Source organism: Stenotrophomonas sp. SY1, from assembly GCF_021202945.1.
In the GTDB taxonomy this organism is placed as follows: domain Bacteria; phylum Pseudomonadota; class Gammaproteobacteria; order Xanthomonadales; family Xanthomonadaceae; genus Stenotrophomonas.
Genome location: NZ_JAJOYR010000001.1, coordinates 1277211 through 1300603, shown reverse-complemented (window position 1 = coordinate 1300603; position 23393 = coordinate 1277211). Strand labels below are relative to the sequence as shown.

18 protein-coding genes are annotated in these 23393 nt (G+C 64.8%); 9 read left to right on the top strand and 9 right to left on the bottom strand.

Annotated elements, in window-relative coordinates:
* Positions 1-36 precede the first annotated feature (36 nt).
* A complete protein-coding gene (locus LR961_RS05280) occupies positions 37-504 on the bottom strand; it encodes a DUF3574 domain-containing protein (protein ID WP_232147374.1) in 468 nt (155 codons plus the stop codon).
* A gap of 183 nt (positions 505-687) precedes the next feature.
* On the opposite strand from LR961_RS05280, the gene LR961_RS05275 reads away from it, so the two are divergent.
* The 5 genes from LR961_RS05275 to otsA all read left to right on the top strand — a co-directional run bounded on the left by LR961_RS05275 (position 688) and on the right by otsA (position 8968).
* Positions 688-3126, top strand: a complete 2439-nt coding sequence (locus LR961_RS05275) for a TonB-dependent receptor (protein WP_232147373.1) — start codon at positions 688-690, stop codon at positions 3124-3126.
* A 346-nt stretch (positions 3127-3472) separates the two neighbouring features.
* Positions 3473-4780: an OmpA family protein gene (locus LR961_RS05270; RefSeq protein WP_232147372.1), complete on the top strand. Its 1308-nt coding sequence runs from the start codon at positions 3473-3475 to the stop codon at positions 4778-4780.
* 272 nt (positions 4781-5052) lie between these two features.
* Positions 5053-5805: a trehalose-phosphatase gene (gene otsB / locus LR961_RS05265; RefSeq protein WP_232147371.1), complete on the top strand. Its 753-nt coding sequence runs from the start codon at positions 5053-5055 to the stop codon at positions 5803-5805.
* 14 nt (positions 5806-5819) lie between these two features.
* Positions 5820-7601, top strand: coding sequence for a glycoside hydrolase family 15 protein (locus LR961_RS05260; RefSeq protein WP_232147370.1), 1782 nt, complete (start codon positions 5820-5822; stop codon positions 7599-7601).
* On the top strand, positions 7598-8968 hold the full coding sequence (gene otsA / locus LR961_RS05255; RefSeq protein ID WP_232147369.1) for an alpha,alpha-trehalose-phosphate synthase (UDP-forming): 1371 nt from the start codon (positions 7598-7600) through the stop codon (positions 8966-8968). The genes LR961_RS05260 and otsA overlap by 4 nt, the downstream gene beginning before the upstream one ends.
* Before the next feature lie 233 nt (positions 8969-9201).
* On the opposite strand, the gene LR961_RS05250 is transcribed toward otsA, so the two are convergent.
* From LR961_RS05250 to rluD, 3 genes are read right to left on the bottom strand one after another with little or no spacing between them, the layout of a single operon-like run.
* Positions 9202-9738, bottom strand: a complete 537-nt coding sequence (locus tag LR961_RS05250; protein WP_232147368.1) for a DUF4166 domain-containing protein — start codon at positions 9736-9738, stop codon at positions 9202-9204.
* Entirely contained in the window at positions 9735-10514 is a 780-nt protein-coding gene (gene pgeF / locus LR961_RS05245) for a peptidoglycan editing factor PgeF (protein ID WP_232147367.1), read from the bottom strand. Before pgeF ends, LR961_RS05250 begins: the two co-directional genes overlap by 4 nt.
* Complete coding sequence (gene rluD / locus LR961_RS05240) at positions 10514-11503, bottom strand: 23S rRNA pseudouridine(1911/1915/1917) synthase RluD (protein WP_232147366.1); 990 nt, start codon at positions 11501-11503, stop codon at positions 10514-10516. Before rluD ends, pgeF begins: the two co-directional genes overlap by 1 nt.
* Before the next feature lie 115 nt (positions 11504-11618).
* Between rluD and LR961_RS05235 the strand changes: the two genes are divergently transcribed.
* Positions 11619-12500, top strand: a complete 882-nt coding sequence (locus LR961_RS05235; RefSeq protein WP_232147365.1) for an outer membrane protein assembly factor BamD — start codon at positions 11619-11621, stop codon at positions 12498-12500.
* A gap of 217 nt (positions 12501-12717) precedes the next feature.
* Here LR961_RS05235 and LR961_RS05230 read toward each other — a convergent pair whose 3' ends face one another.
* The 4 genes from LR961_RS05230 to sucC all read right to left on the bottom strand — a co-directional run bounded on the left by LR961_RS05230 (position 12718) and on the right by sucC (position 17097).
* The gene (locus LR961_RS05230; RefSeq protein ID WP_232147364.1) at positions 12718-14355 is read right to left on the bottom strand and encodes an NAD+ synthase; all 1638 of its coding nucleotides are present in this window, start codon (positions 14353-14355) and stop codon (positions 12718-12720) included.
* Between the two features lies 1 nt (position 14356).
* Positions 14357-14737, bottom strand: a complete 381-nt coding sequence (locus LR961_RS05225; protein WP_332311016.1) for an endonuclease domain-containing protein — start codon at positions 14735-14737, stop codon at positions 14357-14359.
* 293 nt (positions 14738-15030) lie between these two features.
* Positions 15031-15906, bottom strand: a complete 876-nt coding sequence (gene sucD / locus LR961_RS05220) for a succinate--CoA ligase subunit alpha (protein ID WP_232147362.1) — start codon at positions 15904-15906, stop codon at positions 15031-15033.
* Positions 15907-15927: 21 nt separating this feature from the next.
* Positions 15928-17097 carry an ADP-forming succinate--CoA ligase subunit beta gene (sucC, locus tag LR961_RS05215; RefSeq protein ID WP_057635839.1) on the bottom strand — a complete coding sequence of 390 codons (1170 nt, stop codon included), beginning with the start codon at positions 17095-17097 and terminating at the stop codon, positions 15928-15930.
* A gap of 258 nt (positions 17098-17355) precedes the next feature.
* Between sucC and LR961_RS05210 the strand changes: the two genes are divergently transcribed.
* Both LR961_RS05210 and LR961_RS05205 read left to right on the top strand, forming a co-directional pair.
* Entirely contained in the window at positions 17356-18978 is a 1623-nt protein-coding gene (locus LR961_RS05210; protein ID WP_232147361.1) for an ATP-binding protein, read from the top strand.
* Positions 18979-19106: 128 nt separating this feature from the next.
* Positions 19107-20495: a sigma-54 dependent transcriptional regulator gene (locus LR961_RS05205; RefSeq protein WP_232147360.1), complete on the top strand. Its 1389-nt coding sequence runs from the start codon at positions 19107-19109 to the stop codon at positions 20493-20495.
* A 130-nt stretch (positions 20496-20625) separates the two neighbouring features.
* On the opposite strand, the gene pilB is transcribed toward LR961_RS05205, so the two are convergent.
* A complete protein-coding gene (gene pilB, locus LR961_RS05200) occupies positions 20626-22356 on the bottom strand; it encodes a type IV-A pilus assembly ATPase PilB (RefSeq protein WP_232147359.1) in 1731 nt (576 codons plus the stop codon).
* A gap of 153 nt (positions 22357-22509) precedes the next feature.
* Here pilB and LR961_RS05195 point away from each other — a divergent pair, with 153 nt between their 5' ends.
* Positions 22510-23367 carry a glycosyltransferase family 2 protein gene (locus LR961_RS05195; protein WP_232147358.1) on the top strand — a complete coding sequence of 286 codons (858 nt, stop codon included), beginning with the start codon at positions 22510-22512 and terminating at the stop codon, positions 23365-23367.
* Positions 23368-23393 lie beyond the last annotated feature (26 nt).

The following is a 23393-nucleotide window of genomic DNA, read 5'->3' as shown; positions in this document are numbered from 1 at the left end:
AACTATGCGCCAGAAACACGGCTGCCGAAGCCGCTATCAGAACGAAACCTCCACCGCCTGCCGCGACCACAGCACCGACTGGTGCCTGGTGGCCTGCTTCCAGGCCAGGCGGATCGCCTCGATGTCGTTGCGCCGCTGCGGGCTGTCTTCATGCAGCACCACCAGCACCTTGGTGCGCAGGCGGTTGGGCTCGGCAGCGCCGCGGAACAGCCACTGGCCATAGGCGTCGAACACGGTCAGGCCGTCCGGGAAGCGCGGCGTCACTTCCTTGTCCAGGAAGGCCCGCCATTGCGCCTCGCTGATCACATCCGTCTGCGCACGCGCGGAGGCACCGCCCTCCTCGCCCACCCCGAAATACAGCTCACTGCGCACCCAGCCACCGGCTTCGGCGGGGCGCTGGGCATCGCCGTGCAGCGAGGCGGTGGGTTTTTCCACCGGCGGCGCGGCAATGACGCTGCCGGCAAAACACAGCAGCAAGGGTAGGAAAACGGCATGCAACTTCATGGAAAACCTCCGGAAACAGGAAATACGGTGGCATCCATTGCACCGCTGGGGATATCGCGTCTGCTCATGAGCAGATTGCCGATGGCGCTTGCAAGCGGCCATGCGTTAACGCGAAGATAATATATCGCTTCATCCGGATGGATGTACGCATTTCGTCCTTCCCCACGTTTTTCCGGAGTTCGCATGTCCCGCCCCACCTCGGCCCCGCTCGGCCTGGCCATCGCGCTGGTGCTGTCTTCCCCTGCTTTTGCCCAGGATGCCGCGCCTGGCAGCGCCACCACGCTGGACACGGTGATCGTCACCGGCACCCGCGCCGTTGACCGCACCGTGCTCGAATCCACCTCGCCGGTGGACGTACTCACCGCCGAGGACATCCGCAAGGCCGGCGTGGTCAACGGCGAGCTGGGCAGCGCATTGCAGGCGCTGCTGCCGTCGTTCAACTTCCCGCGCCAGTCCAACTCCGGCGGCGCCGACCACGTGCGTGCCGCACAGCTGCGCGGCCTGTCACCGGACCAGGTGCTGGTGCTGATCAACGGCAAGCGCCGCCACAACACCGCGCTGGTCAATACCGACAGCAAGATCGGCAAGGGCACCACGCCGGTGGATTTCAATGCCATCCCGGTCAGCGCGATCAAGCGCATCGAAGTGCTGCGTGACGGCGCCGGCGCGCTGTACGGTTCGGACGCGGTGGCCGGCGTGATCAACGTGATCCTCGACGACGCCCCGGAAGGCGGCGCCATCGAGGCGAGCTTCGGCGCGCACCACACCGATCTGGAGCCGATCAACCGCACCCTCACCGACGGCCAGAGCAGCTACGTCAGCGCCAAGGTCGGCACCGCCCTGACCGACGACGGTGGCTTCCTGCGCGTCGGCCTGGAATACAAGAACCGCGAAGCCACCAACCGGGCCGGCTTTGATCAGATCCCGCCGTGGGAAGCGCAGACGCCGGACAACCTGGCCCTGGCCGGCAAGCGCAACTACGCGCTTGGCGATGGTGCCAGCAAGGACCTCAACGCCTGGTTCAACGCCGAAATTCCGTTTGGCGAAACCTCCAAGGCCTACGCATTCGGCACCTACAACCAGCGCGATACCGAAGGCGCCAATTACTTCCGCTATCCGGATGGCGAAGCCAACTGGCGGGAGCTGTACCCCAATGGCTACCGGCCGGTGTCCGAAGGCGAAAACCTCGACGTGCAACTGGTCGGCGGCGCACGCGGCCAGTGGGGCGAGTGGAACTACGACGCCAGCCTGGACCACGGTCGCAACGAGTTCACCTACCGCCTGCGCGATTCGCTCAACGCCTCGCTCGGCCCGAGCAGCCCCACCCGTTTCAAGACCGGCGATTTCAGTTTCGAGCAGACCACCGCCAATTTCGATCTTGGCCGCATCTTCGTGCGCGAGAACGACAGCCACAGCCTGGGCTTTGGCGTGGAAGGCCGCCACGAAAGTTACGAAACCGGCGCCGGCGACCCGGCCAGCTACGCGGCCGGCCCGTACACCGACCGCCCGACCGGCTCCCAGGCCGGCGGCGGCCTGACCCCGCAGGACGAAGCGGACCTGTCGCGCGATGTCATCAGCGCCTACACCAGCCTGTCCTCCACCTTCGGCGAGAAATTCTCCACCGACATCGCCGCGCGTTACGAGCACTACCAGGATTTCGGCGGTGAACTGACCGGCAAGCTCGGCGCGCGTTATGCGTTCGTGCCGGCGTTCGCGCTGCGCGGTTCGATCTCCAACAACTTCCGCGCGCCGTCGTTGAGCCAGATCGGCTACGAATCCACTTCCACCGGCTACACCGCCGGCGGCCAGCTGGTGCAGGGCCGCCTGCTGTCGGTGAACAACCCCATCGCGCGTGCGCTGGGCGCCACCGAGCTGAAACCGGAAAAATCGACCAACATCAGCCTCGGTTTCACCAGCCAGATCGGCAACCATTTCGACATGTCGCTGGACCTGTTCCAGATCGATATCGACGACCGCATCGCACTGTCGGAGAGCATCAGCGGTGATGCACTGACCGATTTCGTGCAGCAGCGGTTCGGCGTGGGTGGCATCGAGAGCGCCAACTACTTCGTCAACGCAGCCGACACCCGCAGCCGGGGCGCCGAGTTCGTCGCCAACTGGCGGCAGTCGCTCGGCAATGGCGACCTGCTGTTGACCGGTACCTGGAGCTACACCAAGACCGAACTGAAGAACGTGGTGGCCACGCCGTCGCAGCTGCTGGCACTGGACCCGGACTACGTGCTGTTCGGTGTCGAGGAGAGCAACACGCTCACCGACGCCGCACCGCGTACCCGCGCGCAGTTGGCCGCCAGCTGGGCCAATGACGATTGGTCGCTGAGCAGCCGGGTCAGCCGTTACGGCTCGGTCACGCGCGTGTTCGATTTCGGCGGCGGTTACGTGCCGACGCAGACATACGGCGCGGAATGGCAGCTGGATGCGGAAGTGGAATACCGCATCACCCCGCAATGGAGCGTGGCCATCGGCGGGCAGAACCTGACCGACAACTACCCGGACAAGTCGAACGAAGACATCTACTACTTCGGCAACCTGCCCTACGACGTGCTCTCGCCGGTCGGCAGCAACGGCGCGTACTGGTACGGGCGCGTGCGTTACGTGTTCTGAGTTCTGATCGATAACTTGCGGGAAGCTGCCCTCACCCCAACCCCTCTCCCGCAGGCGGGAGAGGGGCCAGCACGGCGTCGGCTTGTAGTTGCATCAGCCCCTCCCTGGTGCACGGTAGAGGGGCGCAGTGCTGCTCGGCTTGCTGCTTGAAGCCCCTCTCCCGCCTGCGGGAGAGGGGTTGGGGTGAGGGGAAGCTTCATTGGAGCTCGGCAAGGCGCCAAAACCCGAAAAACCCCAGGTGACGATCGCGTTTAAATCCCATTCATGCCGATTTAACGGCCCATCGCTTCCCTTACGTCTACCGGCATCACACAAGCCCGGTCCAACCCCCCGTTTGGAGACGTATATGTTCCAGTTGCTGATCCGGGAAGCGGCAAACCGCTTCCATCTCGGCGACAACGCAGGACAGCTTGTGCGCCTGCTTGTCGATGCCATCTTCAACCCTGCCAACGGCGGCTTTGCCGGCCTGCAGAAACGCTTCACCGATGCCGGACTGGACGGGCTTTTCTCGTCCTGGATCGGCACCACCCCCGGCGACAACGTATTGCAGCCGGACCAGTTCAGCGCCGGTTTCGGCCAGAACATCGCCAGTGGCATTGCCACCAAGCTCGGCATTCCGGCCGCAGCGGTCAACATGGCCGGCGCCTGGCTGTTGCCCAAGATCGTGGGCCAACTCACCCGCGGCGGCACCATCCCCACATCGCTTCCGGCCGACTACAACAACTGGTTTGGCACCACGCCCAACAAGCCCGTGGCCAAGAGCGGCGGTGGCTGGTGGAAATGGCTGATTCCACTATTGGTGCTGCTGGCCATCCTTGCGTTGTTCCGCAACTGCAAGAAGGAAGAAGCCGTGGCACCGGCTCCGGTCGAACCGGCCACCACCATGCAGCCTGCAACGCCCGTCGCACAGGCTGAACCCCGCTTCGGTTTCGAGAACGTGGACGGCAAGGTCACGGTCAGCGGCCAGGTCCCCAGCGAAGCAGACAAGACCCGTCTTTGGGATGCGTTGAAAGCCAACTTCGGCGAAGGCAATTTGTCCGGCGACATCACTGTCGACCGGGCAACCCTTCCCGCTGGCTGGCTGGACAAGCTGATCACCGCCCTGCCCGACCTGAAGGCCAACGGCCTGAAGTTCGGCTTCGACGGCAACAAGCTCAGCATCGACACCAGCAAGCTGACCGAAGCCGAGCGTTTCGCCCTCAGCGACAAACTGCGTGGCCTGTTCGGCGGCTTCGAGATCAGCGGCCTGTGGGATCGGGCAGCAGCGGCATTGGCAGGGCTCAAGGCCGGCTTCAGCGGCGATGACCTGGTCAAGGCACTGAACCTGATGAACATCTACTTCGACACCGGGTCGGCCACCATCACCCGCGACAGCGCCGAAACGCTGACCAGTGCCGCCAATGCGATCAAGCAGGCACCGGCTGGTACCAGGATCGAGGTCGGCGGCCACACCGACAATACCGGCGATGCCGCCGCCAACGTGACCTTGAGCCAGCAGCGTGCCGATGCGGTGGTGGCCAAGCTGAGCGAACTGGGCGTAGCTGCCGGCACGCTCAGCAGCAAGGGCTACGGTCAGGACAAGCCGCGTGCCAGCAACGACACCGAGGAAGGCAAGGCGCAGAACCGCCGCATCGAGTTCACCGTGACCAAGTGATGCGCGATTGCAGCGGTTGTTGATGACAAGCCGGCCACATGGCCGGCTTGTTGTTTTCAGCGTTTCTTTGAATGCGCAACGCTGACGAGAAAAACTTCAAGACTCCCCTCACCCCACCCCCTCTCCCGCGTGCGGGAGAGGGGGTGGGGTGAGCGCAACTCTTCTGGGAAATGAGGGTGAGCGCTGCTTTTCAAGGGGTTCAGAGTGAGAGCCACTCCAAAGCACAACCACCGCACACCTCCCCCTAACATCCCCTGCGTCATAGTGGCCGCATGCTCGAAGAACTACAGCGTTCGCCTCCCCCGGCGCTGGCAGACAACGATGCGTTGTTTCTCGATGTCGACGGCACCTTGGTCGCTTTTGCCGACCACCCGGACAAGGTGATTCCAGCCGACGACCTACCGCATCTGCTAGCCCTGCTATCGCTGCGCCTGAAAGGCGCGTTGGCCTTGGTCAGCGGCCGCAGCATTTCCCAACTCGATGCGCTGTTCTCACCGGTGCGACTACCGGCTGCCGGCCTGCATGGCGCGCAACTGCGGCACACAGCCAACGCTGACCCGCCCGTCTCAGCCACCGCGCACTGGCTGCATGCATTGCACCGGCAAGCGGAAAACCTCGCCCAGCGCCACCCCGGCATGCTGGTGGAAAACAAGGGCCAGGCGCTGGCGCTGCATTGGCGCAATGCGCCCGACGCCGCTTCGGCAGTCATCGCCTTCGCCCGCGCGCAACTGCCGCACCTGCCCGGCGTACGCGTGCAACCCGGCAACCACGTCATCGAATTCATCGCCGCCGACCACGACAAGGGCAAGGCCCTGCTGGCGTTGATGGAAGCACCGCCGTTCGCTGGCCGCCGCCCGGTATTCATCGGCGATGACCTCACCGACGAACACGGCTTTGGCATCGCCGCACAGCTCGGTGGCCACGGCGTGCTGGTCGGCGCACGCACGCACAGCCTTGCGCGCTACGCGCTGGCGGATGTGGCCGCCGTCCATGCGTGGCTGCACAACGCCGCCCGATCCACCTGACAACAGGAGAACCCATGCACCAGGCCAACCTCGACCTGGCCGTCATCGGCAATGGCAGCTACGGCGCACTGATCGACAAACGCGCCCGCATCGTCTGGAGCTGCCTGCCCGCCTTCGATGGTGATCCGGCGTTCTGCGCGTTGCTCTCCCCGCGCGAGCAGGAAGGCGGCGATTTCATTATCGAGCTGGAAGACTTCGCCGACAGCGAACAGCACTACATCGCCAACACCGCCATCGTACGTACCGTGCTGCACGACAGCCACGGCGGCGCGGTGGAAGTGATCGATTTCGCGCCACGCTGGAAACGCCACGGGCGCATCTACCGGCCGCCGAGCCTGATCCGCCGCATCCGTCCGCTGTCGGGCAGCCCACGCATCCGCGTCCACGTGCGGCCACTGGCCGACTGGGGCGCGCGCAAGCCCGAAAGCACGTGGGGCAGCAATCATCTGCGTTGGCTGCTGCCCGGTTTCACCCTGCGCCTTACCACCGACGTACCGGTGCGTTTCGTTCGCGATGGACTGCCGTTCGTACTCGCACAACCGATGGAGCTGGTGCTGGGCGTGGATGAAACCCTCGAACGCACGCTCTCCGGCTATGCCCAGGAAGCCCAGCAGCGCACCACCGACTACTGGCGCGAATGGGTTCGTTACCTTTCCGTTCCGCTGGAATGGCAGGAAGCGGTCATCCGCAGCGCCATCACCTTGAAGCTGTGCCAATACGAGGACAGCGGCGCCATCATCGCGGCGATGACCACCTCCATCCCGGAGGCACCGGGCAGCTCCCGCAACTGGGACTACCGCTATTGCTGGCTGCGCGATGCCGCCTTCGTCGTGCGTGCGCTCAATCGCCTCGGCGCGACCCGCTCGATGGAAGAGTTCCTGCGCTACATCTTCAATCTGGCCAGCACCGACGGCACGCTGCAGCCGCTGTACGGCATTGGCATGGAAACGCATCTGGAAGAACACGAAGTACCATCACTGGCCGGTTATCGCGGCATGGGCCCGGTGCGGCGCGGCAACCTGGCCTGGGTGCAGAAGCAGCACGATGTGTACGGTTCGGTGGTGCTTGCCTCCACCCAGTTGTTCTTCGACCAGCGACTGGAAGCGCCCGGCGATGCGCATACCTTCGCGCGACTGGAGTTGCTGGGCGAGCGCGCCCATGCCCTGCACGACGTACCCGATGCCGGTTTGTGGGAGTTCCGGGGCCGTACGTCGGTGCACACGTACACCTCGGCGATGTGCTGGGCCGCATGCGATCGGCTGTCCAAGATCGCCACCCGGCTGGACCTGCATGAGCGCGCAACGCTGTGGCGCGAGCGCGCCAACGTCGTGCGTGAGCGGGTGCTGGAGCGCGCCTGGAATCCGGTGCGTGGCCATTTCACCGATGCCTGGGACGGCCATCACCTCGACGCCTCCCTGTTGCTGCTGGCCGACATCGGCTTCATCGATGCGATGGACCCGCGCTACATCGCCACGGTCCAGGCCATCGGCCGCGATCTCAAGCATGAGGGCGCGCTGTTCCGCTACATCGCACCGGATGACTTCGGCACGCCGGAAACCAGCTTCACCATCTGCACGTTCTGGTACATCGACGCACTGGCCGCCATCGGCCGCATCGACGAAGCACGCGAGATGTTCGAGAACGTCCTGGCCCAGCGCAATCATGTCGGCCTGCTGTCCGAAGACCTGGCCTTCAGCGATGGCGAACAATGGGGCAACTTCCCGCAGACCTACTCGCACGTCGGCCTGATCACGGCGGCGATGCGCCTGTCGCGCAACTGGCAGGAGGCTTCGTGAGCCGACTGGTGGTGGTCTCCAACCGCGTCGCGCAGCCGGGCGAAAACCGCGCCGGCGGGCTTGCGGTGGGACTGCTTGCAGCGCTGCAGGAGCGTGGCGGGATGTGGTTCGGCTGGAGCGGGCGCAGCGTATCGGAGCCCAGCGGCGCACTGAGCGAACAGACCGAGGGCGGCATCCGCTTCGTCACGATGGATCTCTCCAAGCCGGATCTGGATGCGTACTACAACGGCTTTTCCAACCGCGCCTTGTGGCCATTGCTGCATTTCCGCCTGGATCTGGTGGATTACGACCGGCGCAAGCGCGAAGGCTATTGGCGGGTCAATGCGTTGTTCGCCGACAAGCTAGCGCCGCTGCTGCGCGAAGACGATACGGTGTGGATCCACGACTACCACCTGATTCCACTGGCGGCACTGCTGCGCGAGCGTGGCATCGGTTGTCGCATCGGCTTCTTCCTGCACGTGCCGGTGCCTTCGGCGGACCTGATCCAGGCCCTGCCCGATCACCGCTCGTTGTTTTCAACGCTGTATGCCTACGACCTGCTGGGCTTCCAGACCCGCCGCGACGTGGACCGCTTCCAGTCCTATGCGCGCCTGTTCGGCGGCGGCCGCCTGATCGACGCCAACTGGATCCAGGCCTCCGATGGCCGCCGGGTACGTACCTCGGCCTTTCCGATCGGCATCGACACCGAGCACATCGCGCGACAGGCCCGCACCGCGACCAGCATCAAGTCGGTGCGTGCACTGCGACAAAGCCTGGAAAACCGCAAGCTCGCCATCGGCGTGGACCGGCTGGATTATTCCAAGGGCCTGCCTGAACGCTTTCACGGCTTCGAGCACTATCTGCGCCGTTATCCGCGACAGAAAGGCAGCATGACCTACCTGCAGATCGCGCCGGTATCGCGCGGCAGTGTCAACGAGTACCGCCGGCTGCGCAGTGAACTGGAACAACTGGCCGGGCATATCAACGGTGGCCATGCCGACGCCGACTGGACGCCGCTGCGTTACGTCAACCAGAACTATGCGCACAGCACCCTGACCGGCTTCTATCGCGAGGCAGCGGTGGGGCTGGTAACGCCGCTGCGCGACGGCATGAACCTGGTGGCCAAGGAGTATGTGGCCTCACAGGACTCGGACAATCCCGGCGTGCTGGTGCTGTCCCTGCTGGCCGGTGCAGCCGACGAACTGAAGCAGGCCCTGCTGGTCAACCCGCATGACCTGGACGGCGTGGCCGACGCCATCGCCACCGCCGCCAACATGCCGCGCGCCGAACGCATCGAACGTTGGCGGGTGATGATGGAGCACCTGCGCGAGCACGACATCAACCGCTGGCGGCGGGATTACCTGCAGGCGTTGGAAGCAGGCGTGTAGAGCAGGAGCCTGCCCTCACCCCAACCCCTCTCCCTTAAACGGGAGAGAGGCTCTGAATGCGCCGACTTGTAAGTAAGCAGTCCCTCTCCAGCATGTGGGAGAGCGGAATGCGGCGACTCGCAATGAGCTAGCCGCCTTCCCGCCTGCGAGAGAGCGGATGCATCGACTCGCAGTGAACTAGCCCCTCTCCCGCCGGCGGGAGAGGGGTTGGGGTGAGGGTAGCTCTTCGCCCTTCACCTGCTCCCGTCCGGCAACAGCCAACCCTCATATCGGATCAACCGCCCGATCACCGGCATCGCGACATCCACCAGAAACTCGTAGCGCCCATTACGCTCGCGCTCACGGCAATGCACCTGGGCAAACCAGCGTGCCGGCAACGGCACGATGCCGAACGCCCACACGCGCTGTGCCCGCCACAGGATCTGCCCCTCCACCACGTCCAGTGCAAAGCAGAAGCGCATCGCCCCCAGCCGTTCCATCAGCTGCCCATTGCGCTGCCACAGCCGCGACGCCATGCGCGCCGGGCCGAACTGGCGGTTCCATTGTTCACCGTTCGCATCCACCACGAACTCAACGCTGACCGGCACTGAAGATGTAGGCGGCAAGCGCGCCAGCCACGCGCATGGCGCCACCAGCCAATGCGTGCCACGCAGGACTTCACCCTGCCCACTCCAGCGCTGCCTCCCTCGCACCGAATGCAGCGCGCGGAGTTGCGGCGGCAGTTGCCCGAACCCGGCGCCAAGCACCTGTTCGAACAACGGCCGGGTCATGGCGCCATCCACACCAGCGTTGCGATACGACCGCTGCGTCGATCCCGCCGGTGCGAGAACCAGCGTGCGGCCTCGCCGATGGTGCAGTGGTCACCACCATGAATGTCAGCCGGCTTCATACCGGCCGCCTGCAAGCGCTGCCGGGCAAGTGCGTACAGATCAACCCGCCAATGCCCCGGGCGAGTCGCCGTGAATGCCAGCTCGGCGGCACCGGAATGGGCCAGGAAGGCATCACGCACGTCGCTGCCGACCTCGTAATTGTCCGGGCCTGCCGCCGGCCCGAGCCAGGCAACCACCTCAGCAGCCGGCGTCTGCATCGCGGCCAAGGTGGCCTCCAGCATGCCGTCGGCCAAGCCACGCCAGCCCGCATGGGCCGCGGCGACTTCGCTGCCGTCGCGCGCGGCGAATACCGCCGGCAGGCAATCGGCGGTGAGGATGGCCAGCACCACGCCGGGCACCGACGTCACCGCCGCGTCGGCAGCCGGCTCGGCCTCGATACCCTGCCCTCGGGGCGGCGCTTCGAAACGCAGCACACCGGTGCCGTGCACCTGACGCAGCCAGTGCGGCGCGGACGGCAGCCCGGCAAGCCGGATCAGTTCGTCGCGATTACGCTGCACCTGCGCCGGATCATCGCCATCGGCCGCGGTCCGGTTGCCCAGGTTGAACGTATCGAACGGCGGCAGCGAGCCACCCGCGCCATGCCGCTGCGTGGTGAAGGCATGCACGCCCGGCGGCGCTGGCCAATCGGCCATCAGCAGCGGCAACGCGTCGGCCATTACCAGCGGTCCCGGTCGCGCTCGGCAAACGCCTTGGAGTCCTCGCGCAGCGCCTTCATCAGTGCCAGCAGGTCGGCCGGCACCGGCGCGGTGTTGCTGATGGTCTCGCCGGTGATCGGGTGCTGGAACTCCAGCGTTTCGGCATGCAGCGCCTGGCGCTTGAAGCCGCGCAGCTGCGCGACCAGCTCGTCGCTGGCGCCCTTGGGCAGCTTCAGCGCGCCGCCGTACAGCGGGTCACCGACGATGGCGTGCTTCAGATGCGCCATGTGCACGCGGATCTGGTGGGTACGACCAGTTTCCAGGCGGCACTCCAGCGCCGTATGCGCGCGGAAGCGCTCACGCAGGCGGTAATGGGTCACCGCGTCCTTGCCGTCCTCGCGCACGCCCATGCGCAGGCGGTCACGCGGGTGGCGGTCGATCGGCGCATCCACGCTGCCGCCGGAGACCAGCGCGCCAACCACCACGGCCAGGTACTGGCGGTGCACCTCACGGGCAGCCAACTGCTCCACCAGCGCGGTCTGCGCCTGCACCGTACGGGCCACCATCATGATGCCGCTGGTGTCCTTGTCCAGGCGGTGGACCACGCCGGCGCGAGGCACCTTGGCGATTTCCGGGTCACGGAACAGCAGCGCATTGACCAGCGTGCCGGTGGGATTGCCGGCGCCGGGGTGGACCACCAGACCGGCCGGCTTGTCGATGACGAACACGTGCTCGTCCTCGTACAGGATGGACAGCGGGATGTCCTCCGGCAGCGCGTTGACCTCGGTTTCCAGCACCGCATTCAGCGTAGCCAGCTCGCCACCGCGAACCGGATCACGCGGACGTGCCGGCTCGCCATCGAGCAGCACTGCGCCGGATTTGATCCACTCGGTCAGCCGTGAGCGGGAGAATTCGGGGAAGAGTTCGGCCAGCACCGCGTCGAAGCGGCGGCCTGCGGCCGAATCGGGGACCAGCGCCTGGCGCTGGCTGGAGGAGGTGTTCTCGGACATGTTTCTGGACCGGGTAGAGGCGATTTGGGGGGTCCTGACGGCAACAGTCAGTCGCAGGACAGGCCACTAGGCTATCATCGCCCCTTCGTATTCCTGCCGCGTCCTGCCCCGACCCATGATCCGACGCTCCCTGCTGTCCGCGCCCGTCCGCCTTACCGCCCTGCTGCTGGTTCTGGTTTTCGTCGCTACTGGTTGCCACCGCGGCGACAAGAAGAAGGACGCCGACGAAGGCGCGCCGGTCGAACAGCTCTTTGAAAAGAGCCACAAGCTGATGGAGGGCGGCAACTGGTCCGGCGCCGAAAGCAGCTTCAAGCGCTTGATTGCGCAGTATCCGTACGGCCCATACACCGAGCAGGCGATGATCGAAACCGCCTATGCCCAGTACAAGGCCGGCAAGAACGATGACGCGGTGTCGAGCATCGACCGCTTCATCCGCACCTACCCGACCCACCGCAACATCGCCTACCTGTACTACCTGCGCGGCCTGGCCAACGGCAACCGCGACACGGTATTCCTGCGCCGGGTGTGGTCGCTTGACCCGAGCCGTCGTGACCTGGCCACCCCGCGCCAGGCCTATGCCGACTTCAACATCGTCACCGAGCGCTACCCGAACAGCCGCTACGCCGCCGACGCACGCCAGCGCATGGTCGAGCTGCGCGACGTGTTCGCCCAGCACGAGCTGGACAACGCCCTGTACTACGCCCGTCGCGGCGCCTGGGTCTCGGCCGCCGGCCGCGCCAACTACCTGCTGGAAACCTACCCGCAGAGCGCCTTCCAGTACGACGCCGTGGCGCTGCTGGGCGAGGCCTACACCCACATCGGCAACAAGACCCTGGCCGACGACGCCCGCCGCGTGCTGGAGCTGAACCAGCCCGAGCACCCTTGGCTGGCCGGCAACTGGCCGAAGTACCCGTGGATGATCCGCAAGCTCAACCCGTTCGCTGGCGAGAAGTCCGTGGCCACTGGTCAGAGCAATGCGACCATGAATCGCGACTAAGGCTGCACGGTTCGACGACTGATACTGAAAAGGGGCCGCAAGGCCCCTTTTCTTTTGCCCGCGTGATCGGGCGCCTGCTTGGTCCGGGATGGGATCAAGCCCCCGCTTTCGGGCTACCTCCCACTCCTCCCCTGCGCCGCCGCTCCGCGCCCCCCGTCCTTGCGCTGATGCAAGGGACAAAGGGGCTCGGCAATCGCACCAGAAGGAGAGAAACCCCTCAACCCCAGTAGCCGTTGCTGATCGGGTAGCGCCGCTCGCGACCGAACGCACGGCGCGAGACCTTCGGCCCCGGCGCGGCCTGGTGCCGCTTCCATTCGCTGATGCGCACCAGTCGCAACACCCGGTCCACCACCTCAGGCGAATAGCCCGCGCCGATAATGTCCTCGCGCGACTGTTCCTGGTCGATGAAGCGATACAGGATGCCGTCCAGCACGTCGTAGGCCGGCAGTGAATCCTGATCGGTCTGGTTCTCACGCAGCTCGGCCGACGGTGCGCGGGCGATCACCGCGGGCGGGATCACAGGCGCACCGCCTACGGTGTTGCGCCACTTGGACAACCCGTAGACCTCGGTCTTGTACAGGTCCTTCAGCGGCGCATAGCCACCGCACATGTCGCCATAGATGGTGGCGTAGCCCACCGCGTACTCGCTCTTGTTGCCGGTGGTCAGCAACAGGCCGCCGAACTTGTTGGCAAGCGCCATCAGGATCACGCCACGGCTGCGCGACTGCAGGTTCTCCTCGGTCACGTCCGCTGCCTGGCCCTCGAACATCGCCGACAGCGACTGCATCAGCCCCTGGAACGCCGGTTCGATCGGCACCGTCTCCAGCTTCACGCCCAGCGCGCGGCACTGTTCGACCGCCAGATCATTGGACAGATCGGCGGTGTAGCGCGAGGGCAGGCTCACCGCGGTGACGTTGTCCGCGCCCAGCGCATCCACCGCCAGTGCCAGTACCAGTGCGGAGTCGATACCGCCAGAGAGCCCCAGCCAGACCTTGCTGAAGCCATTCTTGCTGCAGTAGTCCTGGATTCCACGGGTCACCGCACGCCAGGCCAGCGCGTCCATGCTTTCGTCGCCGTCGTCGATCCAGCGCAGCGGCATGAAACTGCGCGCTTCCACGTTGTACTCGACAACCAGCATCTCCTCGGCGAATGCCACCGCCGCCGGATGCACGGAACCATCGCCATCGGCCACCACCGACGCGCCGTCGAACACCAGCGCGTCCTGGCCGCCCACCGTGTTCAGGTAGGCGATGCCCACCTTGCTCTCACTGCACCGCTCGGCCAACAGCGCATCGCGCTGGGCGTGCTTGCCGCGTTCGTAGGGCGAGGCGTTGGGCACCAGCACCACCTCGGCACCGGCTTTCACGGTGCCCATCAGCGGCTCGGAGAACCACAGGTCCTCACAGATCACCAGGCCGACCTGCACGCCGTTGACCTCGAACACGCAGTTGTCACGATCGGGGTCCACGTCAAAGTAACGCCGTTCGTCGAAGACCGCGTAGTTGGGCAGCTCGCGCTTGCGGTAGGTGGTCGCGACTTCGCCGTTGCGCAGCACGCTGGCCGCGTTGTAGACCACCGCCCCAGCGCTCTGTGGCCAGCCCACCACCGCCACGACGCCGGTTGCCTCGGTCGCAATGCGGGCAATGGCCTGTTCGCAGTCGCGCAGAAAGGCCGGACGCAGCAGCAGGTCTTCCGGTGGATAGCCGCTGATGGCCAGTTCCGGGAACAGCACCACATCGGCGCCGTACTCATCGCGCGCCTCGTGCATCAATTGGATGATGCGGCCGGCATTGCCGGTCACATCACCCACCGGGAAATCGAACTGGGCCAGGGCGATGCGTAGCGATTGGGACATATCAACAGCCTTCTGCTTGGCCCCCGCACCCGGCGGGGACTGGATTGACCGACATTTCGCGGTGGATGCTTTTGCAGACCGCGGCGGTGTGCTTCAGGACCTCATTATTCCAGAAGCGCAGCATGCGGTAGCCCTTGCCCCTCAGGAAGGCTTCACGAACCGGATCATCGGGGTCGGCGGCATGCTGGCCACCATCCAGTTCCACGACAAGCCGATGTTCGAGGCAGACGAAATCGACGATGTAGGGGCCGATGGGGTGTTGGCGACGGAATTTGAAGCCAGGCAGGCGGTGATCGCGCAGGTGATACCAGAGCCGACGCTCGGCATCGGTCATGCGCCGGCGCAGGGCTCGGGCGCTGTTGGTTTTGGCCCCTTTCCGCATGGGATCGCTACTTCCGTTGGAGGAAGAAGGATCTTTTGAACGTGTTGACCCCGGAATCAGGGGTAGCTATTTGTTCTGCTCGGAAAGCCGCCCTCACCCCCACCCCTCTCCCGTAAACGGGAGAGGGGACAGCAGCAGCCTGCTACTGCTACTGCTCGTGCTTTGCCTCTGGCTTTGGCTTTCCCCTCTCCCGTTTACGGGAGAGGGGCAGGGGTGAGGGCAAGCCTTCAGCTTCACCAAAAAAGAAGGCCGCCCAAGGGCGGCCTTCTCAAAACATCACCAGCAGTCAGCTGTTACTTGACCAGCTTGGCAATGGCAGCGCCCAGGTCGCCCGGCGAGCGGACGGTAACGACGCCAGCGGCTTCCATCGCCGCGAACTTGCCTTCGGCAGTGCCCTTGCCGCCCGATGCAATCGCACCGGCGTGGCCCATGCGCTTGCCGGCCGGAGCCGAAGCACCGGCGATGAAGCCGACGACCGGCTTCTTGACGTGGTTCTTGATGTACTCGGCACCGGCTTCTTCAGCGTCGCCGCCGATTTCGCCGACCATGATGATGCCCAGGGTCTGCGGGTCTTCGTTGAACAGCTTCAGGCAGTCGACGAAGTTCAGGCCGTTGATCGGGTCACCACCGATGCCGATGCAGGTGGACTGGCCCAGGCCAACTTCCGTGGTCTGCTTGACGGCTTCATAGGTCAGCGTGCCCGAACGCGACACAATGCCGATCTTGCCCGGCATGTGGATGTGGCCCGGCATGATGCCGATCTTGCACTCGCCCGGGGTGATGACGCCGGGGCAGTTCGGACCGACCAGCACGGTGTCCGGATGCGAACGGGTCAGCACGTTCTTGACGCGCAGCATGTCCAGCACCGGGATGCCTTCGGTGATGCAGACGATGACCTTGATGCCGGCAGCAGCGGCTTCCAGGATCGCGTCAGCCGCGTACGGCGGCGGCACGTAGATGACCGAAGCGTTGGCGCCGGTGCTCTGCACGGCATCGGCCACGGTGTTGAACACCGGCAGGTCGATGTGGGTGGTGCCGCCCTTGCCCGGGGTCACGCCGCCGACAACCTGGGTGCCGTACTCGATCATCTGAGTGGCGTGGAAGGTGCCCTGCTGGCCGGTGAAGCCCTGCACGATCACCTTGGTGTTCTTGTTGATCAAAACTGACATTGGATTTCCTTCGGTGTCGGATCAGGCGGCGTTCTTGACAGCTTCAACGACCTTCTTGGCGCCGTCGTTGATGTTGTCAGCCGGGATGATGGCCATGCCGCTGTCACGCAGCAGCTGCTTGCCTTCTTCCACGTTGGTGCCTTCCAGGCGCACCACGACCGGAACCTTGACGCCCACTTCCTTCACGGCGGCGATGATGCCTTCGGCAATCATGTCGCAACGGACGATGCCGCCGAAGATGTTGACGAAGATGCCTTCGACCTTGTCCGAGGACAGGATCAGCTTGAACGCTTCAATGACGCGCTGCTTGTTGGCACCGCCGCCCACGTCCAGGAAGTTCGCCGGCTCGCCGCCGTTGAGCTTGATGACGTCCATGGTGGCCATGGCCAGGCCTGCACCGTTGACCATGCAGCCGATGTTGCCGTCCATGGTGACGTAGTTGATGTCCAGCTCCGAAGCGATCACTTCGGTCGGATCTTCCTGGGTCTTGTCGCGCATGGCGACCAGTGCCTTCTGACGGAACGCGGCGTTGTCGTCGCTGTCGAACTTGCCGTCCAGCGCGTACAGGTTGCCGTCGTCCAGGATGGCCAGCGGGTTGATTTCAACCAGCGCCAGGTCCTTTTCATTGAACAGGCGGTACAGGTTCACCATGATGTTGGCGAACTGGCCGGCCTGCTTGGCGGTCAGGCCCAGCTTGAAGCCGAAATCACGGCCGTGGTAACCCTGCACGCCTTCAACGAAGTCGACGTTGAGCGAGTGGATCAGCTCCGGGGTTTCAGCGGCAACCTGCTCGATCTCCACGCCGCCTTCCGAAGAAGCGATGTAGGTGATGGTCTTGGTGCCACGGTCAACCAGCACCGACAGGTACAGTTCCTTGACGATCTCACCGGCGGTGGTCACCAGCACCAGGTTGACCGGCAGCTCGACGCCGGCGGTCTGGTAGGTGGCCATCTTGGTGCCGAGCATCTTGGCCGCAGCGGCCTTCACGTCGTCGGTGGTCTTGCAGAACTTGACGCCGCCTGCCTTGCCGCGACCGCCAGCATGGATCTGCGCCTTGACCATCCAGGGGCCCTGGCCCAGCGACTGGGCTGCTGCAACGGCTTCGTCCGGGGTAGCCGCGACCTTGCCGGCCGGGACCGGGATGCCGTACTCGGCAAGCAGTTGTTTTGACTGGTATTCGTGGAAATTCATGCGTCACCGTGGGAATAGGAACGACCGCACGCATCTCCTCGGGCCCCGCGTGGGGCGCCAGCGTGGACCGCGGCGGGCCCACTATTGTGGCCGAGCGAACGTCGAGGCGCAAAGAAGTCTGTACAAGTGGCCAGCCTCGGCACGTTTTCTGGCGGTTTTTCAGCAACTTGCCAACCACCGGCGGCGGCGGCTCCAGTGCCCTGCACCGGCCCCTGCGCACCTATACTCGGACGATTCCGCCTGAACTGGAGCTTCGGCTTGGCCCCCAGCCCCTCGCTCATCGACCGCATCGAATCGATTCCGCGTCGAGAGCTGTACTTCTTCGCGCTGTACCGGGTGCTGGTTGCGTCCTTGCTGTGCGCCCTGGTGTTCAGCCCCATGACCATGCTGGTGGCCGAGCCTCAACGGCCCCTGCTGGCCGAGACTGTGTCCATCAGCTACCTGGTGGTCAGCGTCGCACTGCTGTTCTGGGGCCGCAACGAGCGCTGGCTGCAGGCCATCGTGTTCTGGAGCGTGATGGTGGACATCGTTGCCGCCACCCTGCTCAACCACGCGCTGCCCGAAGCGGGCGCCGGCATTTCGATGTCGTTGCTGTTCAACATCGCCGCCGCCGGATTGTTGCTGCCGTTGCCACGGGCGATGCTGGCGGCCCTGCTGGCCAGCATCGCCAGCGTTGCCGCGTTCATCTGGAACGCCCTGGAAAACAGCCCTGCCAACCGCACCCTGGCCGAGCTGGCGATGTTCGTCACCAGCTACCTTGCGTTGGCCTTCATCTGCTACCAGATCGGCAGCCGCACCCGCCGCACCCAGCAGCTGGCGGATCGGCGTGGCGCCGAGGTGGCCAACCTGTTCGAGGTCAACGAACTGATCATCCGCCGCATGCGCACCGGTGTGCTGGTGGTGGATATCCACGGCCGCATCACCCTGGCCAATGAAGCAGCCACCGCCCTGCTCGGCGACATGGAAGGCACTCTGGCCACCGAACGCACGACCCTGGCCTCGGCATCACCGGAGCTGGCCCGACGCCTGCAGCGCTGGCGCGGCGGCTGGCGCGAAGAAGAACAGGCGCTGCAACTGATGCCCGACCAGGCCGAGGTCCTGCCGCGCTTTGCGCGACTACTGGCCGACAGTGACATGACCCTGGTGTTTCTGGACGACACAACCGTGGTCTCCAAGCGCGCCGAGTCGCTGACGCTTTCCACCCTGGGACGGTTCTCGGCCAGCCTGGCCCACGAGATCCGCAACCCATTGGCGGCAATCAACTACGCCACCCAATTGCTGGAGGAATCCACCGACCTGGGCGACGCCGACCGACGCCTGCTGCAGATCATCCACCAGCAATGCCAGCGCACCAATGGCATCGTCGAAAGCGTGCTGGCGCTGGCGCGGCGCGAACGCGCCAACCCGGAGAATCTGGATCTTGCCGCCTTCGTACGCCGCTTTGTGATCGAGCACCGCCAGACCCTGTCACTGGAAACCGACAGCCTGGAAGCATCGATCCGCGATTCCTCGGTGCCGGCGCTGATGGACCCGCGCCATCTGCACCAGGTGCTGAGCGCGCTGGTCCACAACGCACTGAAGTACGGGCGCCTGGTCGACGAACCGGCGCGGGTGCGCATCCGCGTCACCCGGGGCGAGCGCCTAGCGGTGATCGATGTAATGGACCGCGGCCCGGGCATTCCCGATGCCATCGCCGCCCAGTTGTTCCGCCCGTTCTACACCACCTCCGAGCACGGCACCGGCCTGGGTCTGTACATCGCCCGCGAGCTGTGCCGGGCCAACCAGGCGCAACTGGACTACGTTTCCGTGCCCGCCGGCGGCGCCTGTTTCCGCCTGACGCTGGCAACCCCCAAGACCACTTTCACCAGCGCCAGCGCCTGACATGCGGGTGGAGGCGGAGGCTGGAATGGAACTCCAACCGGCAACTTCCCGCCCATTTGTGCGAACCCGCTCCGCTCTTTCAGGCTGGGCATTTGGCGTGCGCAGCTTCCTCGGCTATCGTTTTGCCCATGACTGCAACACATAGCGCCCTGATCGTCGACGACGAGCGCGACATCCGCGAACTGCTGGTACTGACGCTCGGCCGAATGGGCTTGCGCATCAGCACTGCCGCCAACCTGGCCGAGGCGCGCGAGCTACTGGCAAGCAATCCTTTCGACCTGTGCCTGACCGACATGCGCCTGCCCGATGGCAACGGCATCGAGTTGGTCACCGAGATCGCCCGTGACCATCCACGCACGCCGGTGGCGATGATCACCGCCTTCGGCAGCATGGACCTGGCGGTTGAGGCGCTCAAGGCCGGCGCCTTTGACTTCGTGAGCAAGCCGGTGGACATCAACGTGCTGCGCGGCCTGGTGCGTCACGCGCTCGAACTGAACAACGCCAGCCGCCCCACCACGCCGGCGCCCCAGGAGAACGCCACCCGCCTGCTGGGCAGTTCCCCGGCAATGGACGAACTACGCGCAACCATCGCCAAGGTGGCGCGCAGCCAGGCGCCGGTTTACATCCTGGGCGAATCAGGCGTGGGCAAGGAACTGGTGGCCCGCACCATCCACGACCAGGGCGCACGGGCCATTGGTCCGTTCATTCCGGTCAACTGCGGCGCCATTCCCGGCGAGCTGATGGAGAGCGAATTCTTCGGCCACCGCAAGGGCAGCTTCACCGGCGCCCATGCCGACAAGCAGGGCCTGTTCCAGGCGGCCAATGGCGGCACCCTGTTTCTGGACGAAGTGGCCGAGCTGCCGTTGCAGATGCAGGTCAAGCTGCTGCGCGCCATCCAGGAAAAGTCAGTCCGCCCGGTCGGTGCTTCCACGGAAGTCCCGGTGGATGTGCGCATCCTTTCGGCCACCCACAAGGACCTGGGCACACAGGTGCAGGAAGGCCAGTTTCGCCATGACCTGTATTACCGCATCAATGTCATCGAGTTGCGGGTACCGCCCCTGCGCGAACGCCGCGACGACCTGCCGCAACTGGCCGCTACCATCCTCAAGCGCCTGGCGCTGGCACAGGGCCAGAACACCCCCGTTCTGACGCCTTCGGCCGTCGGCGCGCTGGCCAGCCACCCGTTCCCGGGCAACGTACGCGAACTGGAGAACATCCTTGAGCGCGCCCTGGCGCTGGCCGATGGCGACAGCATCGGTGCCAGCGACCTGCGCCTGCCTGCCTCACCACCGGCCCTGCGACCGGAGTCTCCGGTCACATTCGCCGCGCCTGAGGAAAGCCCCGCCGATGCTGAAACCGGCAACGCCGCCCTACCTTCCTACATCGAGCAACTCGAGCGCGCCGCGATCCAGAAGGCGCTGGAAGAGAATCGCTGGAACAAGACCCGGACCGCCGCCCAACTCGGCATCACCTTCCGTGCCCTGCGCTACAAGCTGAAAAAGCTGGGCATGGAATAGCCGGTAGAACGGAGCCAAGCTCCGCTGGGGGTTGCCCGGCCATACCCGCTGCCGGAGATGGTTCGGCACTGCAGATACGAAAACGCCGGGCAATGCCCGGCGTTTCTCGTTTACGACAACCCCGCCGCACTCAATCCTTGGTGACGCGGTTGATCTCCGCCAGGCTGGTGATGCCCTGCGCGGCCTTGGCCAATGCCGACTGGCGCAGGTCATTGACCCCAATCTTCTGCGAGGCCTCGGCGATATCCATCGCGTTGCCGCCCTGCAGGACGATGGCAGCAATCTCATCGGTCATCGGCATCACCTGGTAGATGCCGGTACGCCCCTTGTAACCCTCGGTGCATTCATCGCAACCGACCTGCTCATACAACTGGATGCCCTGGGCGATCTGTGCGGCGGTGAAACCTTCGGCCAACAGCGCATTTTCCGGTAGCTGCGCCGGCCGCTTGCAGTTGTTGCACAACCGGCGCGCCAGTCGCTGTGCGATCACCAGCGTCACCGACGAGGTGATGTTGTACGGCGCGATGCCCATGTTCATCAGACGTGCGATGGTCTGCGGCGCATCGTTGGTGTGCAGCGTGGACAGCACCATGTGGCCGGTCTGCGCGGCCTTGATGGCGATCTCGGCCGTTTCAAGGTCACGGATTTCACCGACCATGATGATGTCCGGATCCTGTCGCAGGAACGAGCGCAGCGCAGCGGCGAAGGTCATGCCGCGCTTGTTGTTCTGCTGCACCTGGTTGACGCCGGGCAGACGGATTTCCACCGGGTCTTCAGCGGTGGAAATATTGCGCGTGTCATCGTTGAGGATGCCCAAGGCCGTGTACAGCGACACCGTCTTGCCCGAGCCGGTCGGGCCGGTGACCAGCACCATGCCGTACGGCTTGTGGATGGCCTCCAGGAACAACTTCTGCTGCTCCGGCTCGTAACCCAGCTTGTCGATGCCGAGCTTGGCCGCGCTGCCATCGAGGATACGCAGCACCGTCTTTTCGCCGAACAACGTCGGCAGCGTGCTGACGCGGAAGTCGATCTGCTTGCTCTTGGACAGATTGAGCTTGATGCGGCCGTCCTGCGGCACGCGCTTCTCGGCGATATCCAGCTGCGCCATCACCTTCAGGCGCGCGGCGATGCGCTGGTTCAGCTTGATCGGCGCCTTGGCCACGGTCTTGAGCAGGCCATCGATGCGGAAGCGCACCCGGTAATCGTCTTCGTACGGTTCAAAGTGGATATCCGAAGCGCCCTTGCGGATCGCATCCACCAGCACCTTGTTGACGAACTTCACGACCGGGGTATCGTCACCCTTGGCGTCGATGCCCGCATCGCCACCGCCGGACATGTCCTCGTCGCCGGCGCTGACATCCAGATCGCCCATTTCCTCATCGTCGCCGCCGAGCGCGCCGCCGATGCTGTCGTTGCTGGCAAGCCAGAGATCCAGCGTGCGCCGGATCTGGTCCTCGTCCACCAGGATCGGCTCGACCACCAGGTTGGTGTGGAATTTGATCTCGTCCAACGGCTGGGTCGGATTGAAGGTACCGACGAACAACTTGCCGCCGCGCTTGAACAGCGGCAGCACCTGATGCTTGCGCAGCAACTCCTCGCTGACCAGCTTCATTGCGTTCTGGTTGGCGTCGAACACCGACACATCCAGCAACGGCATGCCGAATTCCATCGCATTGGCCGCGGCCATGTTCGCCGCAGAAACCAGCTTCTTGTCAGACAGCCACTGCGACAACGGCACCTTGGCATCGGCCGCCTGCGCCATCGCGCTACGCGCAACGGCCTCTTCCAGGGCCCCATCCTGGACCAGGCGCCGGGCAATCCCGGTGATGCCAACCAGGTTGGCGGTGACGGCGGTATTCATTGAGTTCCCCTGGGCCGGACGATTGCCCGGCAATTGTACGCATGCCGAAGTATCCCACCAGCCACGCCCGCTGCCAAAAACCGGCCCGGCGTCCCTCATCCCCTCCGCGAACCCGGCTACTATGGCAGCGGGGAGAACTACCGGTAACCAGTCGTGCCAGAACTAAGCATCATCCTGCCCGCGAAAAACGAGGCCGAAGGATTGAAACGCACCCTGCCCGCTCTGCGGGCAGCCTATCCGGATGCGGAGATCATCGTGGTCAACGATGGCTCAACCGATCAGACCGCACAGGTCGCGCAGGAACTAGGGGCCGCCGTACTCAGCAGCCCTTACTCGATGGGCAACGGTGCCGCCATCAAACGCGGAGCCCGCGCAGCCAGCGGCAACATCCTGGTATTCATGGATGCTGACGGCCAGCACAGTGCAAGCCACATCGGCCAGTTGCTGAGCAAACTCGAAGAAGGCTTCGACATGGTCGTTGGCGCCCGCGACAGCGACGGCCAGGCCAACCTCCACCGGGGTTTGGCCAATGCGTTCTACAACCGACTGGCCAGCCACATGACCGGCCATCAGATCGACGACCTCACTTCCGGCTTCCGCGCGGTGCGCGCAGGCAAGTTCCGCGAATTCCTGCACCTGCTCCCGAATGGCTTCAGCTACCCGACCACCAGCACCATGGCGTTCTTTCGCAGCGCGTACCCGGTGGCCTATGTGCCGATTCCTGTCGCCAAACGTGTCGGGAATGGCAGCCATATTCGACCGATCAAGGATGGCATTCGCTTTCTGCTGATCATTTTCAAGATTGCGACGTTGTATTCACCGATGAAATTGTTTGCGCCGATCGCGCTGGCATTCTTCCTCACCGGACTTGGCTACTACGGATATACGTATGCAACCGTGCATCGGCTCACCAACATGAGCACACTACTGTTCAGCGCGGCAGTGATCATTTTTCTCATCGGTCTGATCTCAGAACAGATCACCAATCTAACGTACCGTCGCGACAGTTGACGACGCAGTGACACCCATCCAAGCCC